The following is a 16,513-nucleotide window of genomic DNA, read 5'->3' as shown; positions in this document are numbered from 1 at the left end:
CGTACGGCACGAAAGGCAGGTGAAGGCCGGAGCGGTGCGGCCGCGGGCCATCGGACGACCTCCGGTGGCCCGCGGTCCCCCGCCGGGCCGAGAGCAGTGCTCACATACCTCATCAGGCGGCTCATGGCCGTCGCAGTAATGCTTGTGGTCATCGTCGTGGTGGTCTTCTGCATTTTCTTCCTCATCCCCCAGTGGACCGGCGTCGACCCCGCCACGATGTACGTGGGCAAGACTTCGGACGCGGCGGCCGTCGAAGGCATCAGGCAGAAGCTCGCGCTGGACGAACCGATCCTCATCCAGGTCATGGAGTTCTTCAAGGGCATCTTCGTCGGGCGTACCTACGCCGCGGGCGGCGACGTCACGAACTGCGCCATGCCCTGTTTCGGCTACTCCTTCCGCAGTGAGCAGGCCATCTGGCCGGTGCTCACCGACCGCCTCCCGGTGACCATGGTGCTCGCGCTCGGCGCGGCCGTCCTGTGGCTGCTCTTCGGTGTCGCGGCCGGTGTGCTCTCCGCCCTCAAGCGGGGCACGATGTGGGACCGTTCGGCGATGGTCGTGGCGCTCGCGGGCGTCTCGCTGCCGATCTTCTTCACCGCCATGGTGTCCCTCGCGGTCTTCGACTACGGACTCGGCTGGATCGACTCCGGATTCGTGCCCTTCGGGGACAGCCCCGGCGGCTGGTTCCAGGGCATGTTGCTGCCCTGGGTCACCCTCGCCTTCCTGTACGCGGCGATGTACGCCCGCATCACGCGGGCCACCATGCTCGAAGTCATGGGCGAGGACTACATCCGTACCGCCCGGGCCAAGGGCCTCAGCGAGCCGGTGGTCATCGGCAAGCACGCCATGCGCTCGACCATGACACCCATCCTGACCATGCTCGGCATGGACCTCGGCGCACTCATCGGCGGCGCGATCCTCACCGAGACCGCCTTCAGCCTTCCCGGCCTCGGCCAGGCGGTGCTCAAGGCGATCAACGAGCGCGACCTGCCGGTGATCCTGGGCGTCGTCCTGATCACCTCGCTCGCGGTGATCGTCGCCAACCTCGTCGTGGACATCCTGTACGCCGTGATCGACCCCCGAGTGAGGCTGTCATGACCGAGCTGAGCAAGAGCGGAGCCGCCCTGGGCGAACCGGTCGCCTCCGCCTCGCCCGCCACGGACGCCTTCCTCGACGTCCGCGACCTGAAGGTGCACTTCCCGACCGACGACGGCCTGGTCAAGTCCGTGGACGGGCTCAGCTTCACGCTGGAGAAGGGCAAGACCCTCGGCATCGTGGGCGAGTCCGGTTCCGGCAAGTCCGTGACCTCGCTCGGGATCATGGGTCTGCACACCGCCGGCCAGTACGGCAAGCGCAAGGCCCAGCTCTCCGGCGAGATCTGGCTGAACGGCAAGGAACTGCTGTCCAGCGACCCGGACGAGGTGCGCAAGCTCCGCGGCCGGGACATGGCGATGATCTTCCAGGACCCGCTGTCGGCGCTGCACCCGTACTACACGATCGGCAAGCAGATCGTGGAGGCGTACCGGGTCCATCACGACGTCGACAAGAAGAAGGCCCGCACCCGCGCCATCGAGATGCTCGACCGTGTCGGCATCCCGCAGCCGGACAAGCGCGTCGACAGCTATCCGCACGAGTTCTCCGGCGGTATGCGTCAGCGCGCGATGATCGCGATGTCGCTGGTCAACAACCCGGAGCTGCTGATCGCCGACGAGCCGACCACGGCTCTCGACGTGACCGTGCAGGCGCAGATCCTCGACCTGATCCGGGATCTGCAGAAGGAGTTCGGCTCCGCGGTCATCGTCATCACGCACGACCTGGGCGTGGTGGCGGAGCTCGCCGACGACATCCTCGTGATGTACGGCGGGCGCTGTGTGGAACGCGGGCCGGCCGAGAAGGTGTTCTACGAGCCGCGGCACCCCTACACCTGGGGGCTGCTCGGCTCCATGCCGCGTCTCGACCGCGAGCAGACCGACCGGCTCATCCCGGTCAAGGGCTCCCCGCCCTCGCTCATCAACATCCCGTCGGGCTGCGCCTTCAACCCGCGCTGCCCGTACGCGGATCTGCCCAAGGACGACGTCACCCGCACCGTACGGCCCGAGTTGCTGGAGGTCGGCAGCCGGCACTCGGCCGCCTGCCACCTGTCGCAGGAGCAGCGGGAGCGTATCTGGACCGAAGAGATTGCGCCCAAGCTGTGAGCGAGGACAAAAGCGAGGACAAAGCCGTGACGAGCCAGGACAAGAGCGTCGACGTCCCTGCGCAGAGGGCCTCCGGGAAGGGCGCCTCCCCGGAGGTGCTGCTCCGGGTGAGCGGCCTGAAGAAGCACTTCCCGATCAGGAAGGGCCTGCTCCAGCGCACGACCGGTGCGGTGCGGGCCGTCGACGGCATCGACTTCGAGGTGCACGCGGGGGAGACCCTGGGTGTGGTCGGCGAGTCCGGCTGCGGCAAGTCGACGATGGGCCGGCTGATCACGCGGCTGCTCGAACCGACCGCGGGCACGGTCGAGTTCGAGGGCAAGGACATCACGCACCTCGGTGTGGGCGGTATGCGGCCCATGCGCCGCGACATGCAGATGATCTTCCAGGACCCGTACTCCTCGCTGAACCCGCGGCACACGATCGGCACGATCGTCGGAGCTCCCTTCAAGCTCCAGGGCGTCAAGCCCGAGGGCGGCGTCAGGAAGGAAGTGCAGCGGCTGCTGGAGGTGGTCGGCCTCAACCCCGAGCACTACAACCGCTACCCGCACGAGTTCTCCGGCGGCCAGCGCCAGCGCATCGGGATCGCCAGGGCGCTCGCGCTCAACCCGAAGCTGGTCGTGGCCGACGAGCCGGTGTCGGCGCTGGACGTCTCCATCCAGGCGCAGGTCGTCAACCTGCTGGACGACCTCCAGACCGAGCTGGGCCTCACGTACGTGATCATCGCCCATGACCTCTCGGTGGTCCGGCACGTCTCGGACCGGATCGCGGTGATGTACCTCGGCAAGATCGTGGAGCTGGCCGACCGCGAGTCGCTCTACAAGGCGCCGATGCACCCGTACACCAAGGCGCTCCTGTCGGCGGTGCCGATCCCGGACCCCAGGCGCAGGTCGGCCAAGAGCGAGCGGATCCTGCTGAAGGGCGACGTGCCGTCGCCCATCTCGCCGCCGAGCGGCTGCCGCTTCCACACGCGCTGCTGGAAGGCGACGGAGGTCTGCACGACGCAGGAGCCGCCGCTGGTCGCGCTGAAGACCGGGCACCAGGTGGCCTGCCACCACCCGGAGAACGCGCCGGACCAGGTCCCGGGCGACACCGTGCTGGCGACGGCACGGGAGGCGATCGAGATCGTGGCCCTGAAGAAGGAACCGGAGGAAGTGACTCCGGAAGCCGCTCCGGAGCCGACGGCTCCGAAGGAGCCCGAGGAGCCGGGGGACAGCCCGAAGGAGTAGTACCGGCACAATTGCCCGAGTGCTCCTCGAACTGTTCACGCCCTCCGTCCAGCATGCGCTCGACATCGTCGGAATCTTCGTCTTCGCGATCTCCGGCGCACTGCTCGCCGTACGCAAGAACTTCGATGTCTTCGGCATCGCGGTGCTCGCCGAGGTGACAGCGCTGGGCGGAGGGCTGTTCCGTGACGTGATCATCGGCGCGATCCCGCCCGCCGCCTTCACGGATCTCGGCTACTTCACCACCCCACTGCTCGCGGCTGGGCTGGTCTTCTTCCTCCACCCCCACGTCGAGCGCATCCAGGCGGGCGTCAACGTCTTCGACGCCGCCGGCCTCGGGCTCTTCTGCGTCACCGGCACGGTGAAGGCGTACGAGTACGGCCTCGGGCTGACCGCGTCGGCGGCCCTGGGGCTCACGACCGCGGTCGGCGGCGGTGTACTGCGCGACGTGCTCGCCAACGAGGTGCCCTCGCTGCTGCGCTGGGACCGGGACCTGTACGCCGTACCCGCGATCGTCGGGGCCGCGATGGTCGTGCTGTGCATCCGCTTCGACACGCTGAACGCCTTCACCAGCGGTACGGCGGTGGTCACCGCCTTCGCTCTGCGGCTGCTGGCGATGCGGTTCCACTGGCGGGCGCCGCGCGCGTACAACCGCCGATCGGCCACGGCCGACGAGGGCTAGTGCGAGCGAGGTCCCGCGAAAAAAAAGCTACCGCTCAGTAACCCAATCGGTGTACGGTGCATCCCATGGCACAGGCAGCGCAGATGGCGCAGACGGCGCAGGCAACCATCGGGGACAGCGAGTTCGACCGCGACACCGCTGTCACGCTCCGCGAAGAGGGCGTCTACGACGCGGAACTCTCCGCGGGGTGGACGATCATCCACGCCGTCAACGGCGGCTATCTGCTGGCCATGCTCGGCCGGGCCCTCGGCGAGGCGCTCCCGCACTCCGACCCGTTCTCGGTCTCGGCGCACTACCTCACCGCTTCCGTGCCCGGCCCGGCGGTGATCCGCACGCAGGTCGTCCGCACCGGCCGCACGCTCTCCACCGGCGAGGCGTCCCTCTTCCAGTACGCGGAGGACGGCACCGAGATCGAACGCATCCGGGTGCTCGCCACCTACGGCGACCTGGACGGCCTCACCGACGACATCCGTACCTCGGCGCAGCCGCCCGCGATCCCGCCCCTGGAGCAGTGCCTCGGCCCGGCCGACGGACCGGCCCCGATCCCCGGCAGCTCCGCCATCACCGAGCGCCTCGACATCAAGCTCGACCCGGCGACGATCGGCTGGGCCGTCGGCGCACCGTCCGGCAAGGGCGAGATGCGCGGCTGGTTCGGCCTGGCGGACGGCCGTGACGCGGACCCGCTGTCCCTGCTGCTCACGGTGGACGCACTGCCGCCGACCTCGTTCGAACTGGGTCTCAAGGGCTGGACGCCGACCATCGAACTGACGACCCACATCCGCTGCCGCCCGGCCCCCGGGCCGCTGCGCGTCTCCATCACCACCCGGAACCTCGCGGGCGGCTTCCTGGAGGAGGACGCGGACGTCTGGGACAGCGCGGACCGCCTGGTCGCCCAGTCCCGCCAACTGGCCAGGGCGCCGAGGGGCTAGGGGCTACCCCGCCCGCAGAAATCCCGCGAGCGCCGCGGTCAGCTCGGCCGGGGCGTCCTCCTGGACGAGATGACCGGCCCCGCCGATCAGCCGCAGCTCGGCGCCCGGAATCAGCCCGGCCAGCTCGTGCCCCCGGGTGACCGGAATCCAGGTGTCCTCGGTGCCCCAGCAGATCAGTACGGGCAGCTCCAGCTCTCCGTACCTGTCCTGGATCTCGTCCGTGAACCGCTGGTCGTTCTGCGCGATCTGCCGGTAGAACGCGGGCTGCCCGGCCTCCGTGCACCACGGCGCGACGAGCCGGTCGAGCACGTCCGGGTGCAGCCCGGGGTGGCTGGCGGAGCTGACGTACTCCTTCACCAGGGCCCGGTGAAGGGCGGGCGGCAACTGCTCGAAGACGTCGGGGCGGCTGCCGAGCAGCCGGTACGTGGGTGAGCCCCACGGGGCCAGCGCCACCGGGTCGACGAGCGCGAGGCGGCGGTAGCGGGCCCCGTGCAGCAGACGGGCGCGCAGGGCGACGCAGCCGCCGAAGTCGTGGGCCGCCACGTCCGGTTCGCGCAGCCCCCAGTGGTCGAGGAGCTCGGTGAGGACGACGGCCTGGGCGCGCAGGGAGACGTCCTGGCGCGCGTGCTTCTCGGACGAGCCGTAGCCGGGCAGATCCCAGACGTGCACCCGGTGGTCCCGCGCCAGCGCGCGGGCGATGCCGCGCCACACGTACGAGGAGAACGGCGTGCCGTGCACCAGTACGACCGGCGGCGCCCCCTCGGGGCCGAGCACCGCCCAGCGCACCTCGCCCGAAGAACTCGTGAATGTCCGGTCCAGAACCCAGTCGCTCATGCGACCGACCCTAGGGCTTCTCGGGCCCGGCGCCCGCGCCCCGTCAAGCCCTGCGCCCCGTCAAGCCCTACGCCCCGTCCAGCCAGTGCGCCCGGCCCAGGGTCACCAGGCGCAGCCGCCGGCGGGCCACCCGGATCACCTCCCGTTCACCGAGGGGGCCGGCCTCCAGGAGGGCGGAGGCGGTGAGGACCATGTGGTCCACATAGAGCTCGCCCAGCATCAGCAGATCCTCCGAGTTCCAGCCGGCCGACTCCGGCTCCGTGCCGAGTGCCGTGGCCACCTCCTCCGCGAACAGGCCGAGTTGGGCGGCGATCGCCTCGCGGACCGGGCCCACACCGCCGTGCTGCTCGCGGGCGATGAAGCGGAAGTGGGCCGGCTGTTCGCCGACATGGCGCGCTATCAGCTCCACGCTGCGGTCCAGGCGGACCTCGCTGTCGCCCGTCTCGGCGAGGATCGCGCCGATCATGCCGTGCAGGCTGTCCAGCGTCTCCTCGACCAGGGCCACACCGAGCGCCGCCGTGTCCTCGAAGTGACGGTAGAAGGCGGTCGGGGCCACGCCCACCGCGCGGGTCACCTCACGCAGCCCCAGGCTGCTCAGGCTCTGGTGCTCCAGCAGCCGGAGCGCGGCGTCCAGAAGCGCCTGGCGCGTCTTCAGTTTCTGGGTCTGGCGGATGCCGGCGGTGTGACTCATGCCATTCAGTAAACAACCGTTCTCCCAACGAAGGAAGGGGTGAGGCGTTTAGGCTGGGAAGTCAGTGAACACTCGTACTCTCAAGCACTCACAGAGAGGCCGCACCATGTTCGTACTCGTCGCCGCCCTGCTGCTCCTGGGGGTCGTCCTCGGAGCCGTGGCCCACCTCCCGCTGTCCGTGGCCCTGACCGCCGCAGCCGTGATCGGCGGCTGGCTGGCGGTCTTCGCCGTACGTGAACGCCTCGCCCGACGGTCCCGCTGACCCCCTCACGCGAAGGAGCCCGTTCCATGACACTCACCGCATTCGCCCACCGCACCGAGAACCGCACCGAGAACCGGACCGGTGACCGGCCCGCCGCACCCGCCCCGCGCGGCACCCGCACCGCCCGTGGCCGGGAGGCCGACGGGCTGGCCGTCGCCTCCTTCGTCCTCGGGCTGACCGGCCTGCTCGTGATGAACATCCTGCTGGGGCCCGTCGCCATCACCATGGCCCTCATGGCCCTGGCCCGCTCCACCGCCCGCCGCGGCCGCGCCCTGCTCGGACTCGCCCTCGGCATCGCGGACCTCGTGGTCCTGGCCGTCCTCGTGACGGCCAACGGCACGGTCTCCTGGAGCCTCGGGGGCTGACGGAGCCACGTTCCGAGAGGCACTCCGCGTGACCGGACCGGGTTCCGGAGCGGGGTGATCCGCACGCCACCGGGCGTGCGCGGACGGCCCGCGGTGATGCGCCCGGCATGCGCCCCGCCGCAGGCTCGTAGAATCGAGCCCACCATGGCCTACCTCGACCACGCCGCGACCACGCCGATGCTTCCGCAAGCGATCGCGGCGATGACCGCCCAGCTCGCCGTCACCGGCAACGCGTCCTCACTGCACGCCGCCGGGCGCCGGGCCCGCCGTACCGTCGAGGAGTCGAGAGAAGCCCTCGCCGACGCCCTCGGCGCACGGCCCAGCGAGGTGGTGCTCACCTCCGGCGGCACCGAGGCCGACAACCTCGCGGTGAAGGGCCTCTACTGGGCCCGGCGCGACGCCGACCCCCGCCGCACCCGCGTCCTGGCCAGCCCCGTCGAACACCACGCCGTCCTGGACGCCGTCGACTGGCTCGCCGAACACGAGGGCGCCACCGTCGACTACCTCCCCGTCGACGCCTACGGGCGCGTCCACCCCGAAGCGCTGCGCGAGGCCATCCTCCGCGACCCCGACGACCTCGCGATGATCACCGTGATGTGGGCCAACAACGAGATCGGCACCGTCATGCCGGTTCGTGAACTGGCCGAGGTGGCCCGCGAGTTCGACGTGCCCATGCATGCCGACGCGGTGCAGGCGTTCGGTCAGCTGGAGGTCGACTTCGCCCGCTCCGGACTGGCGGCGATGACCGTCAGCGCCCACAAGATCGGCGGCCCGTTCGGTATCGGGGCGCTGCTGCTGGGGCGCGAATACACCCCCGTGCCGGTCCTGCACGGCGGCGGGCAGGAGCGCCACGTGCGCTCCGGCACCCTCGACGTGCCGGCCGTCGCGTCCTTCGCCGTCGCCGGGCGGCTCGCCGCCGAGGGGCGCGAGGACTTCGCCCACCGGATCGGCTCGCTCCGCGACGAGCTGGCCGCAGCCGTGCTGTCGGCCGTCCCGGACGCCGTCCTCGGCGGCGACCCCGCCCCGGGCGGCCGCCTTCCGGCCAACGCCCACTTCACCTTCCCGGGCTGCGAGGGCGACTCCCTGCTCCTGCTCCTGGACGCCCAGGGCATCGAATGCTCCACCGGCTCCGCCTGCACGGCCGGGATCGCCCAGCCCAGCCACGTACTCCTGGCCACCGGCACCGATCCGGACCTGGCCCGCGGCACCCTGCGCTTCTCACTCGGCCACACCTCGACCAAGCAGGACGTCGAGGACGTGGCACGCGCGATCGGCCCGGCGGTGGAACGCGCCAGGACCGCCGGGCTCAGCTGACGGCCCGCTTCGAAGGGCTCGGCTCCACCGCCCGGACCAGCTTCAGATACCGGTCCCAGTCCCAGTGCGGCCCGGGGTCCGTGTGGTCCGTGCCCGGCACCTCCACGTGCCCGACGATGTGCTCGCGGTCCACGGGTATCCCGTACCGCTCGCAGATCGCGGCGGTCAGGCGCGCCGACGACGCGTACATCTGCGGCGTGAGGTCCTGCGGGCGGTCCACGAAACCCTCGTGCTCGATGCCGATGCTGCGCTCGTTGTACGAGCGGTTCCCCGCGTGGAACGCCACGTCCAGCTCGCGGATCATCTGCGCCACCCGGCCGTCCTGGCCCACCACGTAGTGCGCCGCCGCACCGTGCTCCGGGTCCTGGAAGACCCTGACCGCGCTGCGGAAGTTCCCCTGGGTGACATGGATGACCACCCGGTCTATCCCGTAGTCGTCGGGGCGGTCCGCCATCCGCCAGTTCGCCTCGGAGGCGGCCACCCACTGGGCGGCCGCGAAATCCAGCTCACCCGGCTCACGGGGCTTCCGCACGCCCGGCGCCCGCCACCAGACGCGCTTGAGCTCGTCCCGAGCCAGGACGGCCGTGCCCACGGCCGTCGCCGCGCCGCCGATCAGTACAGCGCGCCGCCCGATACCGCGAGCGGGCTTCGCGCCCCGCCCTCCGGCAGTCCCTTTGGTCCCCATGCCGTCGACAACGCATATCCGCGAGCATTCGGTTCCCGGAGCCCCGTACCCTGGTGAGGCTATGACTCAGACTTCCCAGCGCCCCCTCCGTGTCCTCGCCGCCATGTCGGGCGGTGTCGACTCCGCCGTCGCCGCTGCCCGCGCCGCCGAGGCGGGGCACGACGTGACCGGTGTGCACCTCGCCCTCTCCGCGAACCCGCAGTCCTTCAGGACCGGGGCACGCGGCTGCTGCACCATCGAGGACTCCCGTGACGCCCGCCGCGCGGCGGACGTCATCGGCATCCCCTTCTACGTCTGGGACCTGGCGGAACGCTTCCGCGAGGACGTCGTGGAGGACTTCGTCGCCGAGTACGAGGCCGGCCGCACCCCCAACCCCTGCCTTCGCTGCAACGAGAAGATCAAGTTCGCCGCCCTGCTCGACAAGGCCCTCGCGCTCGGCTTCGACGCCGTCTGCACCGGCCACTACGCCACGGTCGTCCTGAACGAGGACGGCAGCCGCGAGCTGCACCGCGCCTCGGACATGGCCAAGGACCAGAGCTACGTGCTGGGCGTCCTGGACGAGAAGCAGCTCGCCCACGCGATGTTCCCGCTCGGCGACACCCTCACCACCAAGGACGAGATCCGCGCCGAGGCCGAGCGCCGCGGTCTGGCCGTCGCGAAGAAGCCCGACAGCCACGACATCTGCTTCATCGCCGACGGCGACACCCAGGGCTTCCTCGCCGACCGCCTGGGGGGCAAGGCGGAGGGCGACATCCTCGACGAGGCGGGCACCAAGCTCGGGACGCACGACGGCGCGTTCGGCTTCACCATCGGCCAGCGCAAGGGCCTGCGCATCGGGCACCCCGCAGCCGACGGCAAGCCCCGCTACGTCCTGGACATCTCCCCGGTCGACAACACCGTGACGGTGGGCCCGGTCGAGGCGCTCGACGTCACCGCGCTCACCGCCATCAGGCCCCGCTGGTGCGGTACGCCCCCGGTGGGCCCCGGCACGTACACCGCGCAGCTCCGCGCCCACGGCGGCGAGACCGAGGCCGGTGCCGAGCTGATCGACGGCACGCTGCACGTCTCCTTCACCGAGCCGGTACGGGGCGTGGCCCCCGGCCAGGCGGTCGTGCTGTACGACGGCAGCCGGGTGGTCGGCTCGGCCACCATCGCGACGACGGTGCGCCGGGAGACCGCCCCGGCGGGCTGACCGCGTACCGGCCTACGACGCCTGGCGCACGTGCACGTCCTTCGCGAAGAAGTCCGCGAGGACCGGGGCGATCACCTGGGGCGCGAGATCGCGTGTCTGACCCGTCAGAGTGCGGTGGCGGCCCCGCGGGAGCGCGTCCGCGAGGGCGTGGGTCGTGGCACGGACCTGGGCGGGGCTGAAGCCGCCGCAGACCACCAGCGTGCGGGCCGTGACGGACGCGAGCCGCTCCGCTGGGACGGTGCCGTCGCCGAGCAGCGCGTCGTCGTACGCGAGGGTGTGCGCCACCGACTCCAGCCCGCGCCACAGCGGCGCGGACCGCATCCGGCCGATCGTCACGTCCGGGACGCCCGTCATGGACAGGTACAGCTCCACGGCTCCGCCCCGGTCGCCCGCCGACAGCAGGCGGTGCAACCGTGACGTGCAGCGCGCCTTGTACAGCAGGCCGGCGGGTCCCGGCGTGTACGGCGGCTCGTACACCGCGAGCAGACCGACGGGCAGACCCGCCGCCTGGGCCTCCAGGGCCAGTGCCCCGCCGGAGAGCATGCCGAAGACCGAGGCGGTGCCGCCCACTTCGCCGATCAGCGCCGCCAGGTCCTCGATCTCGCGCCCGACCGTGTACGGACCGCCGTCACCGCTGGAGCCGCGCCCCCGGCGGTCGTACGTGACGACCGTGAAGTGCGGCGCCAGCAGGGACGCCAGCGGAGCATCGGTCGCGGCGGTGCTCAGCGCTCCGCCCACCAGGATCAGCGGCGGCCCGTCGCCCCGGCGGCGGTACGCGATGGCGGTGCCGTCGCGCGAGAGAGTCTTGTCCATGTGAGGGTGGACTGCGGCGCCCCGGGAAATTCATCGCTGCGACCGAAAAGTTTTTGAGAAAGTTCAAACCCCCTGGTCAGAGGGACTGTTGACGGTCAGTCGGTGACGATCTCCGTGTCGTAGAAGCAGAAGTGGTCCTTGATCGCGGCGACTTCGGGCTTCGGGTCGGGATAGGCCCACACCAGGTCGGCGGCCCCGGGCCGCGACCAGTAGGAGGCATCTCCCTTGAACGGACAGTGGGTACGGGAGCCCGAGGGCGTCAGCAGTTCCGTACGGACGTCCTCGGGCGGCAGGTAGTAGCGGACCGGGCAGCCCGTCTCGCGCAGCACGAGCGGGCGCCGGCTCTCGGCGAGCACCTGTCCGTCACGCACCGCACGCACGTGCTCGGTGCCGGGTTCGACGGTGATGCGGTGTCCTGGAGTGGGAGTCATGCCTGTCTCAGCGGTGGGACGGGCCGGATTCTTCCCCGCCCTGTGGAGTGCCGGCGGCGACTCGTACCGTAGGCGCATGAACATCTGTGTCTTCCTCTCCGCCGCCGATCTCGACGTCCGCTACACCCGGCCCGCCCGGGAATTCGCCGAACTGCTCGGCAAGGGAGGCCACACCCTGGTCTGGGGAGGCTCCGAGAGCGGGCTGATGAAGGTCGTCGCCGACGGCGTGCAGGAGTCCGGCGGGCGGCTCGTCGGCGTATCGGTGGACTTCCTGGCCGCCAAGGCGCGCACGAACGCCGACGAGATGGTGATCGCGCGCGATCTGGCCGAGCGCAAGGCGCTGCTCCTGGCGAAGGCCGACGCCGTCGTGATCATGGTCGGCGGTACCGGGACGCTCGACGAGGCCACGGAGATCCTGGAGCTCAAGAAGCACGGCAAGCACACCAAGCCCGTCGTCCTGCTGAACACGGCAGGCTTCTACGACGGACTGCACGAGCAGTTCCGGCGCATGGAGGACGAGGGCTTCCTGCCGATGCCCCTCACCGACCTCGTCTTCTTCGCGGAGGACGGCGTGGGCGCGCTCGCCTACCTGGAGGAATCCGCCGGCATGCTCTGATGGGAGCATGGGGGCATGCCTACTCATCTCATCACCGGTGCCGGTTCGGGCATCGGGGCAGCCGTCGCCCGCCGCCTCCAGGAGCGGGGTGACGAACTCTGGCTGCTGGCCCGCGACGCGGGCCGTGCCAGGGAGCTCGCCGCCCTCCACCCCGGGGCGCACACGCTCGTCGGCGACCTCGGCAACCCCGACCGGCTCTCCTGGGCGTTCGGGCAGCAGACCATGCCGGACCGGCTCGACTCGCTCCTGCACATCGCGGGCGTCGTCGAGCTGGGCCGGATCGGTGACCTCACCCCCAAGGCATGGCACTTCCAGCTCAACACCAACCTGGTCGCCCCCGCCGAGATCACCCGCCTCCTGCTGCCGCAGCTCCGCGTCGCCCACGGCCACGTGCTCTTCGTGAACTCGGGCGCCGGGCTCACCGCGCACGCCGAGTGGGGTGCGTACGCCGCGAGCAAGCACGGTCTGAAGGCCCTCGCCGACTCCCTGCGCCACGAGGAGCACGAGAACGGCGTACGGGTGACCTCCGTCTACCCGGGGCGCACGGCCAGCCCCATGCAGGCCAAGGTCCACCAGCAGGAGGGCAAGGAGTACGACGCCTCCCGCTGGATCGACCCGGAGTCGGTGGCCACCACACTGCTGATGGCCATCGACCTGCCGCGTGACGCGGAGGTCAACGATCTGACGGTCCGCCCGGGCCGCTGACGGGGGCGCCGGCGCGGGCACCGGCCGGGGCCGTGTCCGCCGGGCACGGGCCGTAGGCTTCCGGCGTGAGCGAGAAGAGCAAGTTCAGCGGGTGTCCGGCCACCGGAATCGGGTCCATGCCGGGCGGGGACGCCCGGGAGGCGGCGAAGACCGTCACCGGGTCCTTCGCCGACGGCCAGGGCATGCCGTATCTGGCGGAGCTGCCCGCCCGCGGGCCGGGCGCCGACATGACCGGGCGGACCATCGGGATGCTCGTCGAGATGTTCGGACATGTCGAGCCCAGCGGCTGGCGGATCAGTGACCGGCCGGGCCGCGACACCCGCCGGGCCCGCTCGTGGCTCGGTGAGGACCTCGACGCGCTGGAGGAGTTCACCCAGGGTTACGAGGGGCTGATCAAGGTCCAGGCCGTGGGCCCCTGGACGCTGGCCGCCGGACTGGAACTGCGCGGCGGCGAGGCGATGCTCGGGGACCCGGGCGCCTGCCGCGACCTGGCGGGTTCGCTGGCGGAGGGGCTGCGCGGACACCTCGCGGACGTACGCCGCCGAGTGCCCGGCGCCGAGGTGGTGCTCCAGCTCGACGAACCCTCCCTGACCGCCGTGCTGCTCGGCCGGGTCAGGTCGGCGAGCGGCTACCGCACCTACCGGGCCGTGGACCGCCAGGTCGTCGAGGCCGGCCTGCGGGACGTGCTGGCGGTGAACGGCGACGGGCCCACCGTGATCCACTCCTGCGCGCCCGAGGTGCCCTTCGCCCTGCTGCGCCGGGCCGGCGCCGACGCGGTCTCGTTCGACTTCTCACTGCTCACCGAGCGTGAGGAGGAGGCGATCGGGGAAGCCGTCGAGGGCGGGACCCAGCTCTTCCTCGGAGTGGTGCCCGGCACCGACGCGGCCTCGGACGGATTGTCAGACCCTGGCGGTAGCGTCATGGGTGTCAGGACGCTGTGGAGCAGGCTGGGGCTGAATCCGGGGACTCTCGCCGAGTCCGCCGTGGTCACTCCGTCGTGCGGGCTCGCGGGGGCTTCGCCCGCGTACGCGCGTGCCGCGCTCGCCCACTGCGCCCGGGCCGCGAGATCGCTCGCAGACAACCCTGAGTAACGGGGCACGGGTCAACGGGAGGACAGGACGATGGCCGGCGAACAGCAGGCGCAGCAGATCGCGGTGCCGGCGCAGGCACAGGAGCGGCACGCACTCCTTGCCGAGCAGGTCGAGGAGCACCGCTTCCGGTATTACGTGAAGGACCAGCCGGTCGTCAGCGACGCCGAGTTCGACCGGCTGATGCGCGAGCTGGAAGCGATCGAGGAGCAGTATCCGCAGCTGCGTACGCCGGACTCCCCGACCCAGAAGGTCGCCGGGCCGTACCGCACGGAGTTCACGTCCGTGGAGCACCGCGAACGGATGCTCTCCCTGGACAACGCCTTCGACGACCTGGAGCTGGCGGCCTGGGCCGAGCGCGTCGCCAAGGACGTCGGCACCGGTGGGTACCACTTCCTGTGCGAGCTCAAGGTGGACGGCCTCGCCGTCAACCTCACCTACGAGCACGGCAGGCTGACCCGCGCGGCCACCCGCGGCGACGGCCGCACGGGCGAGGACATCACGCCCAACGTCCGTACGATCGCCGAGATCCCGCACCGGCTGAAGGGCGAGCGGATTCCCGATCTCGTCGAAATCCGCGGCGAGGTGTTCTTCCCGATGGAGGCCTTCGAAGGGCTCAACGCCCGCCTGGTGGAGGCCGGGGACAAGCCCTTCGCCAATCCGCGCAACGCGGCGGCCGGCTCCCTGCGCCAGAAGGAACCCAAGGTCACCGCCACCCGCCCGCTGCACATGGTGGTGCACGGCATCGGAGCCCGCGAGGGCTTCGACATCGACCGTCTCTCGCAGGCCTACGAGCTGCTGCGGGAGTGGGGTTTGCCCACCGCGAAGCACAACAAGGTCGTGGACTCCATCGAGGGCGTGCGCGAGTTCATCGCCTACTTCGGCGAGCACCGGCACTCCGTGGAGCACGAGATCGACGGCGTCGTCATCAAGCTCGACGAGATCCCGCTCCAGGGCCGGCTGGGCTCCACCTCGCGCGCCCCGCGCTGGGCGATCGCCTGGAAGTACGCGCCGGAGGAGGTCAACACCAAGCTGGTGAACATCCGGGTCGGCGTCGGACGTACCGGCAGAGTCACCCCGTACGCCCAGGTCGAGCCGGTCGAAGTGGCGGGCTCCGAGGTCGAGTTCGCCACCCTGCACAACCAGAACGTGGTGCGGGCGAAGGGTGTCCTCATCGGTGACACGGTGGTGCTGCGCAAGGCCGGCGACGTCATCCCGGAGATCCTGGGGCCGGTCGTCGATCTGCGGGACGGCAGCGAGCGGCCGTTCGTGATGCCGTCCGAATGCCCCGAGTGCGGGACGGCGCTGCGCCCCATGAAGGAGGCCGACATCGACCTCCGCTGCCCCAACGCCCGTTCCTGCCCGGCCCAGTTGCGCGAGCGCGTCGCCTATCTCGCGGGCCGCAAGTGCCTGGACATCGACCACTTCGGCTATGTGGCCGCGGCCGCGCTGACCAAGCCGCTGGAGCCGGCCGAACCGCCCCTGCTGGACGAGGGGGACCTCTTCGGCCTGACGATCGACCAGCTGCTCCCGATCCGGGCCTACGTCCTGGACCAGGACAGCGGACTGCCCAAGCGTGACCCGAAGACGGGCGAGGAGAAGATCGCGACGGTCTTCGCCAACCAGCAGGGCGAGCCGAAGAAGAACGCCGTGGCGATGCTGGAGGGGATCGCCGCAGCCAAGGCCGCTCCGCTGGCCCGGATTCTCACGGGGCTCTCGATCCGGCACGTGGGGCCGGTCGCCGCCCAGGAGCTCGCCCGTCAGTTCCGCTCCATCGACCGGATCGACGAGGCCTCCGAGGAGGAGCTGGCCGCGGCCGACGGGGTCGGTCCCATCATCGCCGCCTCGGTCAAGGAGTGGTTCGCGCAGGACTGGCACCGGGAGATCCTGCGCAAGTGGCGGGAGTCCGGGGTCCGGATGGAGGACGAGGGAGCGGGTGAGGACGCGGGCCCCCGCCCGCTGGAAGGGCTCACCGTCGTCGTCACCGGCACGCTGGCCACCCACACCAGGGACGGCGCGAAAGAGGCGCTCCAGACCAGGGGAGCGAAGGTGACCGGGTCCGTTTCGAAGAAGACCTCCTTCGTGGTGGTGGGCGACAACCCGGGCTCGAAGTACGACAAGGCGATGCAGCTGAAGGTCCCCGTGCTCGACGAGGACGGCTTCGCGGTTCTGCTCGAACAGGGGCCCGACGCGGCGCGTGAGGCGGCGGTTCCCGCCGAGGGGTAGCCGGACAGCCTGTCCGCCCGGAGCCGGGCCCGATCGATATGGCATCGACACGCCGTCAGGGAGTGGCCCCGGAGGGAGAGGGGAAGAAAGCGGTCAAGAGGGCGCGAGTGGTTCCGGCCCGACGGCCGATGTCACCCGTTCGGCGCATATCAGAGGCTGACGGGCCGCCGGTTCGCATTCGGGCAAGAGCTGTAGAGCGCTGCCCGTGGAGGCCTTCAGCGGCCTACTGTTGAAGGCGCACCTGCCGTGCACGGCTGCGTGGTGG

18 protein-coding genes are annotated in these 16,513 nt (G+C 71.0%); 13 read left to right on the top strand and 5 right to left on the bottom strand.

Going from position 1 to position 16,513, the window contains the following annotated elements; genetic code table 11:
- Positions 1 to 96 precede the first annotated feature (96 nt).
- From AC07FA_RS29460 to AC07FA_RS29440, 5 genes are all read left to right on the top strand, one after another.
- Positions 97 to 1,095, top strand: coding sequence for an ABC transporter permease (locus tag AC07FA_RS29460; RefSeq protein ID WP_479079331.1), 999 nt, complete (start codon positions 97 to 99; stop codon positions 1,093 to 1,095).
- Positions 1,092 to 2,192: an ABC transporter ATP-binding protein gene (locus AC07FA_RS29455; RefSeq protein ID WP_479079330.1), complete on the top strand. Its 1,101-nt coding sequence runs from the start codon at positions 1,092 to 1,094 to the stop codon at positions 2,190 to 2,192. Before AC07FA_RS29460 ends, AC07FA_RS29455 begins: the two co-directional genes overlap by 4 nt.
- Positions 2,193 to 2,218: 26 nt before the next feature.
- Positions 2,219 to 3,418, top strand: a complete 1,200-nt coding sequence (locus AC07FA_RS29450; protein ID WP_479079329.1) for an ABC transporter ATP-binding protein — start codon at positions 2,219 to 2,221, stop codon at positions 3,416 to 3,418.
- Between the two features lie 19 nt (positions 3,419 to 3,437).
- On the top strand, positions 3,438 to 4,097 hold the full coding sequence (locus AC07FA_RS29445; RefSeq protein WP_479079328.1) for a trimeric intracellular cation channel family protein: 660 nt from the start codon (positions 3,438 to 3,440) through the stop codon (positions 4,095 to 4,097).
- A 65-nt stretch (positions 4,098 to 4,162) separates the two neighbouring features.
- Entirely contained in the window at positions 4,163 to 5,026 is an 864-nt protein-coding gene (locus AC07FA_RS29440) for a thioesterase family protein (protein ID WP_479079327.1), read from the top strand.
- 3 nt (positions 5,027 to 5,029) lie between these two features.
- Here AC07FA_RS29440 and AC07FA_RS29435 read toward each other — a convergent pair whose 3' ends face one another.
- Together AC07FA_RS29435 and AC07FA_RS29430 are read right to left on the bottom strand one after the other, a co-directional pair.
- Positions 5,030 to 5,860 carry an alpha/beta fold hydrolase gene (locus AC07FA_RS29435; protein WP_479079326.1) on the bottom strand — a complete coding sequence of 277 codons (831 nt, stop codon included), beginning with the start codon at positions 5,858 to 5,860 and terminating at the stop codon, positions 5,030 to 5,032.
- A gap of 67 nt (positions 5,861 to 5,927) precedes the next feature.
- Positions 5,928 to 6,551, bottom strand: coding sequence for a TetR family transcriptional regulator (locus AC07FA_RS29430; RefSeq protein WP_479079325.1), 624 nt, complete (start codon positions 6,549 to 6,551; stop codon positions 5,928 to 5,930).
- 106 nt (positions 6,552 to 6,657) lie between these two features.
- On the opposite strand from AC07FA_RS29430, the gene AC07FA_RS29425 reads away from it, so the two are divergent.
- The 3 genes from AC07FA_RS29425 (at position 6,658) to AC07FA_RS29415 (ending at position 8,492) form a co-directional block, all read left to right on the top strand.
- Positions 6,658 to 6,813 carry a hypothetical protein gene (locus AC07FA_RS29425; RefSeq protein WP_479079324.1) on the top strand — a complete coding sequence of 52 codons (156 nt, stop codon included), beginning with the start codon at positions 6,658 to 6,660 and terminating at the stop codon, positions 6,811 to 6,813.
- Between the two features lie 26 nt (positions 6,814 to 6,839).
- Positions 6,840 to 7,178 carry a DUF4190 domain-containing protein gene (locus tag AC07FA_RS29420; RefSeq protein ID WP_479079323.1) on the top strand — a complete coding sequence of 113 codons (339 nt, stop codon included), beginning with the start codon at positions 6,840 to 6,842 and terminating at the stop codon, positions 7,176 to 7,178.
- Positions 7,179 to 7,322: 144 nt separating this feature from the next.
- Positions 7,323 to 8,492 carry a cysteine desulfurase family protein gene (locus tag AC07FA_RS29415; RefSeq protein WP_479079322.1) on the top strand — a complete coding sequence of 390 codons (1,170 nt, stop codon included), beginning with the start codon at positions 7,323 to 7,325 and terminating at the stop codon, positions 8,490 to 8,492.
- Here AC07FA_RS29415 and AC07FA_RS29410 read toward each other — a convergent pair.
- Complete coding sequence (locus AC07FA_RS29410; protein ID WP_479079321.1) at positions 8,485 to 9,177, bottom strand: N-acetylmuramoyl-L-alanine amidase; 693 nt, start codon at positions 9,175 to 9,177, stop codon at positions 8,485 to 8,487. The genes AC07FA_RS29415 and AC07FA_RS29410 overlap by 8 nt on opposite strands.
- A 61-nt stretch (positions 9,178 to 9,238) precedes the next feature.
- Here AC07FA_RS29410 and mnmA point away from each other — a divergent pair, with 61 nt between their 5' ends.
- A complete protein-coding gene (gene mnmA, locus AC07FA_RS29405; protein ID WP_479079320.1) occupies positions 9,239 to 10,369 on the top strand; it encodes a tRNA 2-thiouridine(34) synthase MnmA in 1,131 nt (376 codons plus the stop codon).
- A 12-nt stretch (positions 10,370 to 10,381) separates the two neighbouring features.
- Here the strand turns inward: mnmA and AC07FA_RS29400 are convergent, their stop codons facing one another.
- Positions 10,382 to 11,182: an alpha/beta fold hydrolase gene (locus AC07FA_RS29400; protein ID WP_479079319.1), complete on the bottom strand. Its 801-nt coding sequence runs from the start codon at positions 11,180 to 11,182 to the stop codon at positions 10,382 to 10,384.
- Between the two features lie 95 nt (positions 11,183 to 11,277).
- Positions 11,278 to 11,613, bottom strand: a complete 336-nt coding sequence (locus tag AC07FA_RS29395; protein WP_479079318.1) for a DUF427 domain-containing protein — start codon at positions 11,611 to 11,613, stop codon at positions 11,278 to 11,280.
- Positions 11,614 to 11,689: 76 nt separating this feature from the next.
- Here AC07FA_RS29395 and AC07FA_RS29390 point away from each other — a divergent pair, with 76 nt between their 5' ends.
- The 4 genes from AC07FA_RS29390 to ligA all read left to right on the top strand — a co-directional run bounded on the left by AC07FA_RS29390 (position 11,690) and on the right by ligA (position 16,248).
- Positions 11,690 to 12,229 carry an LOG family protein gene (locus AC07FA_RS29390; protein ID WP_479079317.1) on the top strand — a complete coding sequence of 180 codons (540 nt, stop codon included), beginning with the start codon at positions 11,690 to 11,692 and terminating at the stop codon, positions 12,227 to 12,229.
- Positions 12,230 to 12,244: 15 nt separating this feature from the next.
- Complete coding sequence (locus AC07FA_RS29385) at positions 12,245 to 12,934, top strand: SDR family oxidoreductase (protein ID WP_479079316.1); 690 nt, start codon at positions 12,245 to 12,247, stop codon at positions 12,932 to 12,934.
- A gap of 65 nt (positions 12,935 to 12,999) precedes the next feature.
- Positions 13,000 to 14,025, top strand: coding sequence for a methionine synthase (locus tag AC07FA_RS29380; RefSeq protein ID WP_479079315.1), 1,026 nt, complete (start codon positions 13,000 to 13,002; stop codon positions 14,023 to 14,025).
- A gap of 30 nt (positions 14,026 to 14,055) precedes the next feature.
- Positions 14,056 to 16,248, top strand: a complete 2,193-nt coding sequence (ligA, locus tag AC07FA_RS29375; protein ID WP_479079314.1) for an NAD-dependent DNA ligase LigA — start codon at positions 14,056 to 14,058, stop codon at positions 16,246 to 16,248.
- Positions 16,249 to 16,513: the final 265 nt, after the last annotated feature.

The sequence above is a fragment of the Streptomyces sp. NPDC045968 genome, assembly GCF_056430475.1.
The sequence above is the reverse complement of the archived record's forward strand: the minus strand, read 5'-3'. Positions and strand labels throughout refer to the sequence as shown.

Coding starts and splice junctions, on each gene's coding strand:
- AC07FA_RS29425 (WP_479079324.1), top strand. CDS start 6,658: ATGTTCGTACTCGTCGCCGCCCTGCTGCTCCTGGGGGTCGTCCTCGGA.
- AC07FA_RS29395 (WP_479079318.1), bottom strand. CDS start 11,613: ATGACTCCCACTCCAGGACACCGCATCACCGTCGAACCCGGCACCGAG.
- mnmA (WP_479079320.1), top strand. CDS start 9,239: ATGACTCAGACTTCCCAGCGCCCCCTCCGTGTCCTCGCCGCCATGTCG.
- AC07FA_RS29435 (WP_479079326.1), bottom strand. CDS start 5,860: ATGAGCGACTGGGTTCTGGACCGGACATTCACGAGTTCTTCGGGCGAG.
- AC07FA_RS29430 (WP_479079325.1), bottom strand. CDS start 6,551: ATGAGTCACACCGCCGGCATCCGCCAGACCCAGAAACTGAAGACGCGC.
- AC07FA_RS29455 (WP_479079330.1), top strand. CDS start 1,092: ATGACCGAGCTGAGCAAGAGCGGAGCCGCCCTGGGCGAACCGGTCGCC.
- AC07FA_RS29390 (WP_479079317.1), top strand. CDS start 11,690: ATGAACATCTGTGTCTTCCTCTCCGCCGCCGATCTCGACGTCCGCTAC.
- AC07FA_RS29410 (WP_479079321.1), bottom strand. CDS start 9,177: ATGGGGACCAAAGGGACTGCCGGAGGGCGGGGCGCGAAGCCCGCTCGC.
- AC07FA_RS29385 (WP_479079316.1), top strand. CDS start 12,245: ATGCCTACTCATCTCATCACCGGTGCCGGTTCGGGCATCGGGGCAGCC.
- AC07FA_RS29400 (WP_479079319.1), bottom strand. CDS start 11,182: ATGGACAAGACTCTCTCGCGCGACGGCACCGCCATCGCGTACCGCCGC.
- AC07FA_RS29415 (WP_479079322.1), top strand. CDS start 7,323: ATGGCCTACCTCGACCACGCCGCGACCACGCCGATGCTTCCGCAAGCG.
- AC07FA_RS29440 (WP_479079327.1), top strand. CDS start 4,163: ATGGCACAGGCAGCGCAGATGGCGCAGACGGCGCAGGCAACCATCGGG.
- ligA (WP_479079314.1), top strand. CDS start 14,056: ATGGCCGGCGAACAGCAGGCGCAGCAGATCGCGGTGCCGGCGCAGGCA.
- AC07FA_RS29420 (WP_479079323.1), top strand. CDS start 6,840: ATGACACTCACCGCATTCGCCCACCGCACCGAGAACCGCACCGAGAAC.